Genomic DNA, 13,412 nt, shown 5'->3' on the forward strand with positions numbered 1-13,412 from the left:
CGGTACTTAGTGAAGCGAGATGCATGGACAGCATGCTAATGGGTTCCGTGTTAGGTTTTACGTTTCGTGTCCATGTCAGTGATCTAAACAAGTTTCTTCAACTCGATGGTGTTTTATTACGTGTTTTGGGAACCATTATGCTCGTGGAATATGAATTCTTGAAGGTTGGGCCAGTCTTATTCGACGTCCAAATACAGCTAAACGACATTAGAAGGTTGAGCGCGATGAGCACGAGCTTAGATTTGCCGGATTTGAGGCTGAAGGGGTTGGGTCGGTCAGTCAAGTGTTTCGTAATACACCTGTAAAGGAACAACGCCGGACATTGAGCAATAGTCCGATTTATTGTGCCCGTACGACCATATTCGATTGCTTTGTGTTAGCACCCCATGTGGTCTCGTAGTATTTCGGATAGATAGCGCTTTTAAATCGTGCTATAGCTGTGGTTTGCCAGGGTTTTGGTATTTTACCCATACTCCCATCGAGATATGTAATCGTCTAATTTCTCTTTTCCTGTTCGGACAGAGCTGGGGAGGCTATGCCGTCGGCGCTGTTCTCAACCTTCACCCAGAGGTCAGGGCTGCAGTCATGGTTTCTGGATTCAATCGTTCGATCGATATGATGCGTCAGCCTGGCAGAAAAATCGCTGGCCCTGCCGTCTCGCTTATCCTGCCCTGCCTGGGCTTGTATGAGCATATAAAGTTTGGGAAGTTTGCGGGCTATACCGCCTTGGATGGCTTGAAGAAATCCAAGGCGGGAATTTTCATAACTCAGAGCCGTGACGATCAGGTGGTCCCGGTCAGATATAGTTATGACCTCTTACATGAGATATTTCAGTCCAACCCACGATTCCTTTTTCGTGAATACCAGGATCGCGGGCACGCCTATGTCTACTATTCACAGGACTCAGTGCGATACTGCAAGCAATTCGACCAGGAATACAAGGAACACATGAGACGACTGGGTCAAAAGCCCTCTAACGAAAGCTATAACGCATATTCGGCCAAGCATTTCGACAAGTCGAAGGGCTTCGAGCTGGATGTGCCGTTGATGAACCAAATGGCGGACTTCTATCGCCAATATAAGAGTTAAAGAGTTAAGACGTAGAAATTCCAGTCAGAGGCGGTTCTTTTTCATCCACGGATGAGCGAGCCAGCATTCAACACGATTACTGGTTCGTCATGTTGGCCTGATACCAGAGAACGGCAATGTTGATCCGGTCCCTGACCTTGATCTTTGCCAGTATGCGGCTGACGGTCTTTTTGACCGAGTCAGGCTGTAGCTGGAGATGCTCAGCAATCTCCGCATTCGTCAAGCCTTGGCTGACCAGCGAAGCGACCTCAAGCTCGCGTTTGCCCAGCTGGGCGAATTTTTCGCGAGCCTTAGACTCATCACTGGCTCTTGTCTTTGGGACTCCTCTCCTGATCACTTCGGCCGTGATGCGCGGCGTAAGAATGGCATCGCCTGCATGCACCGCATGGATGGCTCTATTCAGATCGGCTGTCTTGACATCCTTGAGCAAGAAGCCGGAGGCGCCTGCCCCTAAGGCTGTGAAGGCATAGTCATCCTCGTCGTAGGTGGTCAGAATAAGAATGCTCATTTCAGGGTGGAGCTTTTTGATGCGGCTGGTGGCATCCAGCCCGTCCATGACCGGCATTCGCACATCCATCAGAATCACATCAGGCAGGGGTTGCTGATTTTCGATGGCTGTGGCCAGTTTTTCCAAAGCTTCTTGGCCGTTGGCCGCCTGTGCTACGACATGCAAGGTTGGATCCTTGGCGACCATGAGTGCCAGTCCCATGCGGGTCGGGCGCTGGTCGTCGACGATCATGACACGGATCATGCACTTTCCTCCTTACCCTTGTTGTCAGCTGCCGTAGCAGCTAGCGAGGGTATACGAGCCTGGAAGATCCAACCGTCAGGACCAGGACCTGAATGGAAGCTGCCGCCATGAGCTTGCAATTCGGCTCTTAACCTGGCAAGGCCTGTACCGTTGTCACCGCCATCGTCAGCATCATTGTTCAAGAGCTGGCCATCATCACGAACGATGATGTCTATACAGCCCTGGCTGTCGTGATCCCAGGAGACCACAATGCGATTGACCTTCCGTCCATGGCGGAGGGCATTGGTGACTGCCTCCCTGGTCACGGTGAAAGCGAGGTTGGCCTGTTCGGAATCCTGCGGTCGATGGCCTGTCTCTGTCAGGGCAGTGCTGATTCCGGCTTGGCGGGCGTGGTCGAGAATGGGTTTGATGTCATCCCAGCCATGCCCCTCCCCTATGGACTGCGCTGGGTTGTTTTCAGTTCTTGCCTTTGATTGCAGGGTTTTTACAGCTGTCCGGGTGTCATCCAATCCCTGCCGTGCCAGGTCGTTGATCATAGAGACGGCCTCATCGATTTCCGGCTTTCCGCTGGCATGATCCATCCCCTCGGATAGGGCGATGATGGCGGTCAAGTCGTGACCCACGCTGTCGTGCAAATCGGCGGCGACCCTGGACTGATACATGGCCTGATCCCGCTCATGGGCCAGGGTTAGAGCATGCGAGTGCTCCTTCTCCAATGCCTGCTCTGACAAGTGTGATTGCCTTACGGAGCGTGAGAGGAAGGCGACTGTCAGGCATAGGGCGAATGCCAGACCAGTTGGATACAGAAGGTCGGTGAAGTGGACATCATGATGCCAGTTGGCAGAGAGCGCAATGCAGAGCAGGCCCAGAATGGCGGAACTACACAGCCCGGCTGCCAATGATGCCATGGTCTTGGCTTCTACAGCGCAGGCGTAGAGGCTGACGAGCCAGGGAATGATCAGATAGGTGCATCCCGAGCCATAGATTGCGGCAGAGAGCGCAAGCAATCCACTGACCGCCAGTAGGGTCGCCAAGGGATATAGTCGGCGCAGGCATAGGGTGACAAGTGTGAGAAAAATAATGACCACAAACAGGGGCAATCCCCAGCTGGCGGACTTCACTACCTGGTAGAGGGTCCGGTTGGCGCTGCTCGGGGCGAGGATCAGCCTGGTCAGCATCATCGTCTCGTAGAGGGCGCAGAAAAAGACTGCCACGAAAGCCGTATATGGCCGGGTCCACAACTGAATCCAGCCTTGAGTTTTCTTGCCTGCTCTCATCGGTGAGCCTCTTCCTGATAACTGCCGGTATTCCATTATGCTGTCAGACACTGAGATATGCGACCTTGCGAGTGCTGCATCCTCTTATTATGGATTTTGTATTTGAGGCTAAATGGCTCTGCGGGCCTGGTGTCGGAACATGAGGAGGCTGATCAGCACCCAGAGGATTGCCGCCATGCACGAACCCGCCATAGAAATCGTGGACGCGATATTGCCCATGTCGCGGGCGGCGGATGCAGTGGTGATCAGGGCCAGAGGATAAGGCAGCGCCAAGGCTGGTGCGGCAATCGACAGCGCACAGCCTGCCAGAGTGAGCAGAAACATGATGCTCATGGTTGAGGCAAAGGATTCGGCTCTGGCAGCTATGGCCTGGGTCAGAGTCATAATGACCCACACTGCCAACGTCATCGGTATGCCACGCATAAGATAGGGACCGAGTTCCGCTGGGTCGAAGCCTCCTACCAGAACACCCACGAGTATGAATTCGGATTCGAAGATGGTGACGGTAAGGAGGGAGGCCAGCAGTCCATGCATCACCTTCCCGGCTAGGGCAGTCCCGACCATGCCTGAGGCATTAAGACGCTGCCAGTTTCGTCCCTTGTGCTCGTTGGCTTCAACCTGGGCTGCAAAGGCCGCGACCAGGACTGGCATGAAGACCATGCTTGGCAGAAGGATCGCCTGCCCCCAGACCGCAGCCCAGGTCACCCCTTGAGCCTGGAAGTCCGGTTTGTAGCTCTGATACTGGTCCCAACCGTTGAAGATTCCTACGGCGTCGAAGAGCATGGTGGCCAGCCAGTACCAGAGATTGCCGGCCTTGCGGATCTCCCATTTGAAGGCGGCCGCGATCGATGGCTTGTGGCGATGCATCGGGGTGATGGTTATAGCGTTTGCAGGGTATTGCCTGTTCATCGGCCTGACTCCTTGACCTTGATGATGAATGCTGATATTCCCGACCAGATAATGCAGGCCAGAAGGCTAGTGAGGACTTTTGGCCAGGGATTGGCGACCAAGGTCATTCTGGCAAAACCATCAGAGCTGGCTGAAAACAGGAACGGGCTGGCCGCGGAACTGATCCCGGCTGGGAAGAACCAGCCCAGAGCCGGCATATTCATCGGGCCCAGTCCAGTCCCGATCAGACCGGCTATCACACCCAGACCCAGGCCTATGGCCTGCCTTTCGATAGTCAGGGAGAGGGCGAGTTGTATGGCCGTGACAGCCATGGATGACAAGCAAGCAATCAGTGCCGGAAGGAGTATGTATTCGGCCAGACTGCCATCGAGATGGAACCCTTGTGCTGAAGCTGCCAGCGGTATCCACACCAAAGGAATCACGAAACATAGCGAAATCACACACCCCGCAACTACGAGCTTGGCAAGAAACCTCCCAATCGCATTCTGGCCTAGGGATCGCCATTTGAGATCCATGCGCTCGCTGCTCTCCAGAACGGCAAGCCGGCTGGTCAGCAGCGCTGCAAGGATGGGTGCCAGCAGACCGACAGTTTGGAAGATCTCACCTTGTGCAAGGGCTACGGTACGAGTGGCGGAGTTCGCAGACTCGGCTCGTTTCATGAAGGCCAAGCCCGACCATGCCGAAACCAGGGCAATCATGCCCAAGGCCATCCACCAAAATGAGGAGCCTTTCAACTTGCGAAGCTCCATCGAAAGCAGAACAAGCAGCCTTCCTGGATGGGATGAGCGTGGCGGCTTTCCCGATCGAAATTCTTTGGGCCGCATGGAGAATGATTCGACAGAGCTCATCGTGCGCTCCTCTGTTTATGACCGAACGGCTCCACAGGGCCCTGCGCAACATGGTTCTGCGGGTTTTCCACTAGTTCAAGGAAGGCCTCTTCCAAGCTCTTCCGTTCGGCGGCGACACGGTATACCTGCAGACCATGCGATACCAGTCGAGTTACCAGCGACCCGATTTGCGGATCTGGTATCTCGGGAATGCGCAGGGTTGCGCTCTTCCTGATATATTCGTGTTGAATGCCTTGAGTTTCGAGCATCTCTGACGCGAGCCCAGGATCGGACACCCGTAGATCCATATGACCCTCTTCCCGCAGGCTTTCCAAAGTTCCCTGGTAGAGCAAATGACCATCGGCAATGATGCCAACCACCGGAGCCATCTTTTCAATCTCCGACAGGATATGGCTGCTGATGATGACAGTGACCCCCTCCGAGGCGGCCAAGTCCATAATCATTCGTCGCACCTCGACCACCGCCTCGGCATCCAAGCCATTGGTGGGCTCATCCAGGAGCAGGAGCTCCGGACGCGAGATCAGCGCCATGGCGATGCCCAGCCGCTGCTTCATCCCCAGAGAGTAGGCGCCCGCCTTCCTCTTCTCGTATCCCCGTAATCCAACCTTGGTGAGCACTTCTGAGGCAGCCGAAACTGGCAGATCCAGATAATCGGCTACCATGCGGCAGTTATCGAGACCTGATAGGCCTGGATAGAAGCTGGGTCCTTCAATCATGGAGCCCACACGGCCCGGCTGAATCCTGCTCTTCTTTCCGACCTGCTGTCCAAGCATCCATATGCTTCCAGCAGTCGGTTTTGTCAATCCCAGGAGGAGTTTCATGGTGGTCGATTTTCCGGCTCCGTTTGGTCCCAGCAGTCCGTAGACCCCGCCTGCCGGCACCCGTAGATTCAGTCCATCCACGGCTTTGAATCCGCCATAGGCCTTGACCAACCCCTGTGTGGACACAGCCAGTTGCGGTTCGTTGTTTCCGTCCGTATATGCCATTGCGCCTCCCCTTCCAATCGGAATTCAACTGATTCCTATGCAAGTTCGACGGGCGCAATCCTTCAACGCGGGAAAAGAAACTGTCCCCTGTAGGGGACACGTCGCTGCTGACGAGGCTGATTTACATCCGGGAGAAAGGCGCCTCGCTGGATTGAGTCGTCTTCATGATTGGATAGAGAACACTTCGCAAACGAGCAGGACCAAAGCATCCTCCCCAAGAACCTGTTATTGGGATGCTTGGGGCCGGTGTGTGCATGCACTGCCTCATCCATCCCCAGGAAACAATTGATTTGACCTTGACATGATGGCAGGGTTTAGGGCCAAGGCATGACACGTGAGAGCGAATTCAGTGGCGAAGGCAGCAAGAGCGGCTTGAGCATCGGTCAGATGTCTGAACTTACAGGGGTCAGTAGGAGAATGCTGCGCCACTGGGAAGAGGAAGGACTGATCTATCCCATTCGTGGACTGTCGAATTACCGGCAATATATGCAGGATGATGTCGCACGGCTGGAGCGAATTGTGACCTACAGGGAGATGGGATTCAATGCCAGACAAATGAAGGCATTGCTCAATTGCAAGACACCCTTGGCCTTGGACGAGTTGCAGGGACAGCGCTCGCGAATTGATGAGAAAATCCAGCATCTTAGGAAAGCTGCGGATCGTCTGGACCGACTCATAGCCCTTGCCGAGGGAAAGTCAGGTAATGATTCAGCTCCTACGAAGATCGATCAGGAGGACCGGTACTTTTCGGAAGCGTACGAACGCTGGGGTGCTAGCAGACAGTGGCTTGAGTATGCGGAGCGAAAAGCTTCCCGCTCCGAACAAGAACAGAAAAAGGACATGACCCGGCTTAAAGACGTGGAAAGTGAGATTGCACAAGCCAAACGAAAAGGGCTGGCTCCGACATCAGATAAGGTTCTCGAACTGATTGACGAACATCGGCAGGCTTTGTCATGGTTCCATGTGACGCCGTCCATGCATGTCATTCTGGGGCGAATGTATGTGGCCGACCCGCGTTTCAGGCGCCATTACGAACAACTGGAACCTGGATTGGCGAAATGGATGCTGGTTGCAATCGAAACTGCAGCGCGTGCAAACGGGATAGATCCGGCAACCGTCAAATGGGAGTGATGCAGTCAGTATCTTCCGTCTACGTATCACTTTTTCTGTTTGACTACCCAATTCAAAACACTTCAACTAAGGAACGAGGTAACCATGGACAACCATGACCAGCCCAAAGCTACTGCTTATGCAGGTGCAGGCATAAGTCCAGTGCCGGAGCCGGGGAAGGATGCGGAACCGCCGGAGCCTTATAGGGGCATCTATCTCATGCTCATGTTCATGTGCCTGTATAGCGACGATCTAGATGAATCAGAGGTTTTCTGGACGCAGGGATTGGGTTTCATCAATTTATACACCATGCCGGGCATGATGATTCACTTGAGGCGCTGGGCCTTTCAGGATGTGCTGATTCGTAAGAGTGGTTCCAATACTTGTGGCCCTGATACAGATATGGAGTCCATAGGAAGTCTGAGCGTAGCAGTCACGGAAAAGCAGATCAGCAAGATTGTGGATGCATGCGAGCGCCTTCGTCCTGGCTCCACTTCAGCTCCATTACGTAAGCCGTGGAACTCACTCGAAGCCAGGATTCACACTCCGGAAGGCCTGATTCTTATTCTGACAGCCGCTTTGGCTGTCGACAAACAGAAGGCTCAAGTTTATCTGAACTCGCACGGTCAATGAACAAAGATGAAGTACCTCCCCTACTCGTGATTTGATTGAAAGAGCAACGATTAGATGTCTCGAACGGCCGAATGAAAAATATATAAGACTTATAACGTTTGTTCTTGTATAAAGCCGGTTCTTGCCCCTGGATTCGAAAGAGGCTATCGCTTAAGGGGCTATCGGTTAGCGGGCTATTGGTTATTGAAGTTAGTCCAGTTATGGAAGTTAGGCCAGCAGGTTTACTGCTCGGATTTCAAGCCTAGAGTTTCGATGGCTTCCGCTACTGCAGCCGTGCGATCGCTGACCTCCAATTTGGCGAAGATCCGACTGAAGTATGTTTTTACTGTTGCCTCGCTGATGTATAAGTGTTCTGCGATTTGCCGATTGGTCATGCCTTTGGCGGCCTCGCGCAGCACACGTGTCTCTTGTTCGGACAGTGCTGGTCTGGTCGCAGGGCGCAGCGCCTTGCTGACTGCTTCCGCGGCGGTCGGATTCAGGACAGTGGACCCTGCAACAGTGTCACGGATAGCTTGGGCCAAGACATGAGGTTCTACGTCTTTCAGCAGATAGCTATTGGCTCCGGCTTCTATGGCCGGCAGAATATCGTGGTCGGAATCGTAAGTGGTAAGGATCAATACCTTGGTTTTGGGATAAGAAGCCAGCACTTTCCGGGTGACTTCAGGACCGTTCATATCAGGCATCCGCAAATCGAGTAGCAATAAATCCGGACGTGTCTTCGCTACAGCCTCTATGGCCTGGGCGCCATTACATGCTTCGGCAACCACTTCAAGGTCTGCATGGCGTTTCAGCATGCTGCGTATGCCCTCCCGAACCATGGGGTGGTCGTCGGCCATGACAAGTCGGATCATCTTTCCTCCTTATCTGGTCGAGTAGTGTTACTTGGTCTTTCGACAGGAATATTTACAGTTATGGAGGTGCCTTGCCCGGGAACGGAGGTTACCGTACAGCGCCCACCCGCGTCTTGAGCTCGTTTGGCCATATCTCGCAGACCATAGCCATGACCAGCCTTTTCCATCTCCTGGAAATCCAAGTTCTGAATATCAAAACCACAACCATCATCCTTGATCTGAAGTTCCAGGAGTTCCGGCCTTTTCAAAAGCAAGCTCACCTGTACATGCTTGGCATTGGCATGCTTGGAAATATTAGTCAGGGATTCCTGGACTATACGCAGCAGGTTGACCTCGGTCTGCTTAGGCAAGGGCGGCAAGGTTCGTTGAATCTGGCACTGTGATTGAAAACCTGTCTTTGCTGCGGCGGCATGCACTGTCCGCTCCAGGGCCGTCTTCAGATCCCTGCCATCCAGATCGGCCGGTACCGAATCCGCAATCATTCTTCTGGTGTCATCCAAAGAACCCTTCGACGTGCTGGCGATCATTTCCAAATGTTTCTGAGCTGCAGGTATGTCGTCGATCAGTTCTTCATGAGCTACCCTGGCCAAGGCCAGAATGGAAGTCAAAGACTGGGCGATCGTGTCATGCATTTCGTTGGCCACACGTTCACGCTCGATGGACGCTCCTTCGGCTCTGCTGAGTCTGCGAATCGTCTCTTGTTGAGACTCCATTTTGTCCAGCAGCATTTGATTATGTCCGTTGGTCAAAGCCAGGACATTAAAGGACTTTCCAATCATTGCGGAGAATACCACTACGAGAATCATGAGCATAAGATTGCCGGTTAGGTCGGTACCTAAGAATCTCTTTCCTGCTAACACCATGGCCAAATAGGCTATATTCAGGACTCCTACCAACCCCAGAGCAGGAAGGTAGGAAAAAGCGATGAAGAGTTGTGGCACGATAAACAGCTGAGCCAGAATAGCGGTACCATCCAACCAAGCGCCCATGGGCAGGCAGGCCAGCGTCAGCAGAGCGAAAATCCAACCATATGGTCCTGTTTTGCTTACTGGCTGATCTGCCGTTTGCCGATCAAACCTTTCAGACTTGTCATATACCCTAGGCAGAACCAAGATCATGAAGAATAGGCAGGGCAATAGGATGAGAAAGCTTGAAACAAGTTTATAGGTCATGGATGCAGTCGAGAAGAAGCAATTGGCTCCTACTACGCAGCCTGCTTCCACAATGAAATACCAGTTCCAGGTGTTATGAAGACGTTGACGCTGGGCATCGGTTCTTGCGGTCGCGTCAAGTTGACCGTCGCCGCAATCACCATTTAGATTCATTGAAAGCTGGTCTTGCTGTTGGTTTTCTCGATTAATTCCCTCAGTGATTTTCACTCATGTCTCCCATGACTTGCACACTTATTCACCCTACTGCCAAAATGCCTGTAGAAATCGTCGGGTTTTCCTGTTTCCGAGCCTCGAAACCGGGATCTTCATTGGTTTTTGATTGTCTTACCAGCGAAAATTTGCTTGCCTTTTCGGGGATACAAGAGAGCCAAGGGAATGAATAGCAAGGACAGACAACCCATTGCTAGGAAGACCTTGCTGCTGCCGCTGGCATAGGAGGCCCTGATCAGAGGCTTGATCATATTCCGCATGGATCGGGGCATACTGGCGAATTGTGATTGAGCACCTGCCGAAGTTCCGGATCCAATAGTATCTGCGATGGCTTGCGCTCGGGATGCACTTACTCCGTACTTGCCCAAGGCTTTATGAATATCCAGGGCAAAATAATGGGTGCACAATGGTCCAAGCATTGCCATGCCCAAGGCGCCGCCGAAGTTTTTGAAGGTCTGATTGATGGCAGTGACTTCGCCATAAGAGGCGTTGATGGCCCGATTGACCGCATCAGTGGATGATGGCGAGAACATGAATCCGATACCTGCACCCGCAACCACCATGGAAAGTGACAGCCAGACGGTATTGGAGGGCAGACCTTTATCGAGTGAACCGGCTGTAAGCGACATGAGGGAGAAACCCGTTGCGGCTATCAAGCCGGCAATCAGCAATACCGGTTTCATGCCATGTCTGTTGAAGAGTTGGGCGCCTAACAAGGCGGAAACCAGGAAACCTAAGAAAAAGTAGAGGATGAATAGGCTGGTCATCAATGTTGACCGGTTGAGTGCAAGGAGCCCATAGACGCTGAGGAAGTACATGATGGGTTGGAAGATCACGGCGGCTACCAACATGGCGAGCTGGGAAATGTCGAATGGTGGGTTGCGGAAGATTCTGAGTTTAATGATTGGATTGTCAACGTGCGAATCCCAGAAGCCGAACACCAGGAATAGCACAAGGCTGGCACCAAAACTGGCAATAATGCGCCAATCCGACCAGCCAACGGTGCTGCCCTGTTGAATCGGCACGATCAGAGCTATCATGGCGAGTCCTACGGCCAGGCCGCCAGCCCAATCAATATGCTGACTGCCGTGTTCGGTTGTGGGTGAGTCCTTCGGAATCATCGAGACGATCATGGCGATTGCCGCCAGAGCCAGAGGCAGATTGATGAAGAAGATGTCGCGCCAGGAGTATTGAATCAGCCAAGAGCCCAGAATGGGGCCCAAACATGTCATGGCTCCTGTGATGGCGAAGAACAGAGCCATGTTTCCGGCCCTCCTGTTTTCGGCCGAGTAGGAGAACAGAATACCGATAGCGGCCGGGAACATCATGGCTGAACCAATGCCTTGGAGCGCTCGGGAGAAGATCATCAGCATCAGCGAGACTGAATTTGCAGGAACAAGTCCGCAACATAAACTGCCAATTCCAAAAAGGAATGTACCTGAAAGCATGATGCGCTTGTAGCCCGCTAGATCAGACAGATGCCCGCAGATGGGGAAAGTGGCGGCCGCAGCCAGCATGTAGGCGTTGACAATCCACTGTATGCCGCTTGCGGTCAGACCCAGACCTGATTGGACTGCCTGACTCGATAAGGAGACGATTGTCGAATCTATGTTGGTCATAGAGACGGCGACAATAAGTCCAATCATGATCAGGCTGAGTTTTTTGTGATTGATAGGAGGTTGTGAACCCTCAATCACTGGCAAGGGGTCTTCTTGTCTTTTGACTTCGCGATCTTGCATGCTGTCTCTCTTTCGTGTTCGCGCAATTGGTATCGCTGTAATCGGCTTTGGAGGCGCTACACCATGAGAGTAAAAAGATCTGCTCGCTTCTTATGTCATCCCAGTCGCTATATCTCTGTCCCCCATTCGGATGACATGATGTCAGCCGTGTCAGAGCTGGGGCTAGAAGATTAACGATGCAACAGTTTGCGGAAATCTGACTGTGTGAGTTATAGGGCCCTCTAGTGCTGGGAAAAGTACTGTCTCGCAGTTTATCGAATGATTTTATAAGCCAATTGGTGGGGGGGGGGAAATCAATAGTGATGGCAGGCAGATTACCCAGAAGACCCGTGAGCAACTGCCTTCTCCACTGGCCAATGTGAGCGGGATTCGCCTGACGCTATGAATGAGTAATATCAGCGACAGACAATGCAATGTGAGGACATTCTCCACGCGGTCAACCTGGTTGACCTGTCGTCATTGTTGCCCACCGTTTGGCTATCTGTTGGGCACTGTAAATTGGTTTATTTTGATATGTCGCAGACCGAGAAGGCGAAACTCATCAGAATTCCTACTGACTTACTCTTATCTGATTTTAATGTTTCAATGCTTTTGAGATTCTCATTGTCTTGTACCTGGTTCAGCGCGTACTGTGCGCCATCTGAGGTGGTAAAGCGGAGGATGGGGTCTCCATGCTTACTGAGCTTGCATGATACGGTGCCCTCATCTACCTTGAGAGGCCAGGTGTGTCCCAGATCTTCTTTGGAAATTGTTTGTGGATTACTGGTAGCTGCAACCTTATTGCTTCTATCAGTGGAATATTCTTCAGGGTGCTTCATGCCATCAGTGCAGCCGACAACCCCCACTGTCAGCATAATTGTGGCGCATATAAGGGAGAGGGTCCTGAGGCTCTGCTTGGTTCGCTTCATAATTATTCAACGTTCTTTCGTACCTGAGTATTAGGTGTTCTTATGTAAGAGGCGGTATCTAGCTCTCACTGGATAAGACCATATATCCGTCCTCGAGATTGGGCGCAGTTTCGACAGAGCCCGCGGGCGGTGTATCGGTAACTATGCGGTACCTTGTCCCCTGTGGTGTGGGTTCCGCGTTGACGATTGTGGCATTATCCGGTGGGGCTGCGATGGGGGGCGTGATCCAGGTATGACCGGCAGCTTCATGGATCAGCCCCTCAGTCGGCCCGTCATACTGGTTGCGTCCGAAACGTAATACGCACACCCAAGGGCAGGATTGTGCAACGTCATCGAGTATGTGGGTGGAGAGGATAACGGTTCGATCCTGTCCCAGTTGGGCAAGGAGTGTGCGGAACCGCATGCGCTCTTCGGGATCCAACCCCGCTGTGGGTTCGTCGACTACCAGTAGCTGGGGGTCGCCCATAAGGGCTTGTGCGATGCCGACCCTGCGCCTCATACCCCCGGACAACCCTCCGATAGGTTGGTTCGTCACGTCTTCCAACCCCACTTGTTCCAGGAGGGTATGTGCCTGCTCCTGCCGTACACGTTTATTGTCGATCATTTTCAAGATGCCGATATAGTCAAGGAATTCAAGTGGCGACAATTTGTCGTAGGGGGTGATGTGCTGTGGCAGATAACCCAGGTGTCGCTTTAGATTTCGCCTGTTGGCCGGTGAAGAGAGGTCTTGTCCATCAATAAAAATCTTACCTTTAGTCGGTTTGATTATTCCGGTGAGAATACGCATGAGGGTTGTTTTACCGGCACCATTTGGACCAATAAGTCCTATCATGCCCTGTGGAAGATCAACGGTCAGATTGTTTAAAGCGGCCGGTCTCCCCCGAAAATCCTTGCTCAGATGGTCAATTGAGATAAACATGTGGGTAATT

At 52.6% G+C, this 13,412-nt stretch carries 13 protein-coding genes; 3 read left to right on the forward strand and 10 right to left on the reverse strand.

Going from position 1 to position 13,412, the window contains the following annotated elements; genetic code table 11:
* Positions 1-444: 444 nt before the first annotated feature.
* A complete protein-coding gene (locus DKK74_RS03775; protein WP_181414912.1) occupies positions 445-1,089 on the forward strand; it encodes an alpha/beta hydrolase family protein in 645 nt (214 codons plus the stop codon).
* 76 nt (positions 1,090-1,165) lie between these two features.
* On the opposite strand, the gene DKK74_RS03780 is transcribed toward DKK74_RS03775, so the two are convergent.
* The 5 genes from DKK74_RS03780 to DKK74_RS03800 all read right to left on the reverse strand — a co-directional run bounded on the left by DKK74_RS03780 (position 1,166) and on the right by DKK74_RS03800 (position 5,860).
* Positions 1,166-1,840: a response regulator transcription factor gene (locus DKK74_RS03780; RefSeq protein WP_110412877.1), complete on the reverse strand. Its 675-nt coding sequence runs from the start codon at positions 1,838-1,840 to the stop codon at positions 1,166-1,168.
* The gene (locus DKK74_RS03785) at positions 1,837-3,117 is read right to left on the reverse strand and encodes a sensor histidine kinase (RefSeq protein ID WP_181414913.1); all 1,281 of its coding nucleotides are present in this window, start codon (positions 3,115-3,117) and stop codon (positions 1,837-1,839) included. The genes DKK74_RS03780 and DKK74_RS03785 overlap by 4 nt, the downstream gene beginning before the upstream one ends.
* A gap of 108 nt (positions 3,118-3,225) precedes the next feature.
* Entirely contained in the window at positions 3,226-4,026 is an 801-nt protein-coding gene (locus tag DKK74_RS03790) for an ABC transporter permease (RefSeq protein ID WP_110412879.1), read from the reverse strand.
* Positions 4,023-4,874, reverse strand: coding sequence for an ABC transporter permease (locus DKK74_RS03795; protein WP_110412880.1), 852 nt, complete (start codon positions 4,872-4,874; stop codon positions 4,023-4,025). The genes DKK74_RS03790 and DKK74_RS03795 overlap by 4 nt, the downstream gene beginning before the upstream one ends.
* Positions 4,871-5,860, reverse strand: a complete 990-nt coding sequence (locus DKK74_RS03800; protein ID WP_110412881.1) for an ABC transporter ATP-binding protein — start codon at positions 5,858-5,860, stop codon at positions 4,871-4,873. The genes DKK74_RS03795 and DKK74_RS03800 overlap by 4 nt, the downstream gene beginning before the upstream one ends.
* A gap of 327 nt (positions 5,861-6,187) precedes the next feature.
* On the opposite strand from DKK74_RS03800, the gene DKK74_RS03805 reads away from it, so the two are divergent.
* Together DKK74_RS03805 and DKK74_RS03810 are read left to right on the forward strand one after the other, a co-directional pair.
* Positions 6,188-6,991: a MerR family transcriptional regulator gene (locus DKK74_RS03805; protein ID WP_110412882.1), complete on the forward strand. Its 804-nt coding sequence runs from the start codon at positions 6,188-6,190 to the stop codon at positions 6,989-6,991.
* 84 nt (positions 6,992-7,075) lie between these two features.
* A complete protein-coding gene (locus DKK74_RS03810; protein WP_110412883.1) occupies positions 7,076-7,603 on the forward strand; it encodes a VOC family protein in 528 nt (175 codons plus the stop codon).
* A 221-nt stretch (positions 7,604-7,824) separates the two neighbouring features.
* Here DKK74_RS03810 and DKK74_RS03815 read toward each other — a convergent pair whose 3' ends face one another.
* From DKK74_RS03815 to DKK74_RS03835, 5 genes are all read right to left on the reverse strand, one after another.
* Positions 7,825-8,454 carry a response regulator gene (locus tag DKK74_RS03815; RefSeq protein WP_110412884.1) on the reverse strand — a complete coding sequence of 210 codons (630 nt, stop codon included), beginning with the start codon at positions 8,452-8,454 and terminating at the stop codon, positions 7,825-7,827.
* Complete coding sequence (locus DKK74_RS03820; protein ID WP_110412885.1) at positions 8,451-9,833, reverse strand: sensor histidine kinase; 1,383 nt, start codon at positions 9,831-9,833, stop codon at positions 8,451-8,453. Before DKK74_RS03820 ends, DKK74_RS03815 begins: the two co-directional genes overlap by 4 nt.
* Positions 9,834-9,931: 98 nt before the next feature.
* Complete coding sequence (locus DKK74_RS03825; protein WP_309146455.1) at positions 9,932-11,617, reverse strand: MFS transporter; 1,686 nt, start codon at positions 11,615-11,617, stop codon at positions 9,932-9,934.
* Positions 11,618-12,078: 461 nt separating this feature from the next.
* Positions 12,079-12,483, reverse strand: a complete 405-nt coding sequence (locus tag DKK74_RS03830) for a DUF2511 domain-containing protein (RefSeq protein WP_110412887.1) — start codon at positions 12,481-12,483, stop codon at positions 12,079-12,081.
* Between the two features lie 58 nt (positions 12,484-12,541).
* Positions 12,542-13,402, reverse strand: a complete 861-nt coding sequence (locus DKK74_RS03835; RefSeq protein WP_110412888.1) for an ABC transporter ATP-binding protein — start codon at positions 13,400-13,402, stop codon at positions 12,542-12,544.
* Between the last annotated feature and the right edge of the window lie 10 nt (positions 13,403-13,412).

It is taken from the genome of Bifidobacterium asteroides, from assembly GCF_003202755.1.
GTDB classification, from domain to species: Bacteria; Actinomycetota; Actinomycetes; order Actinomycetales; family Bifidobacteriaceae; genus Bombiscardovia; species Bombiscardovia asteroides_F.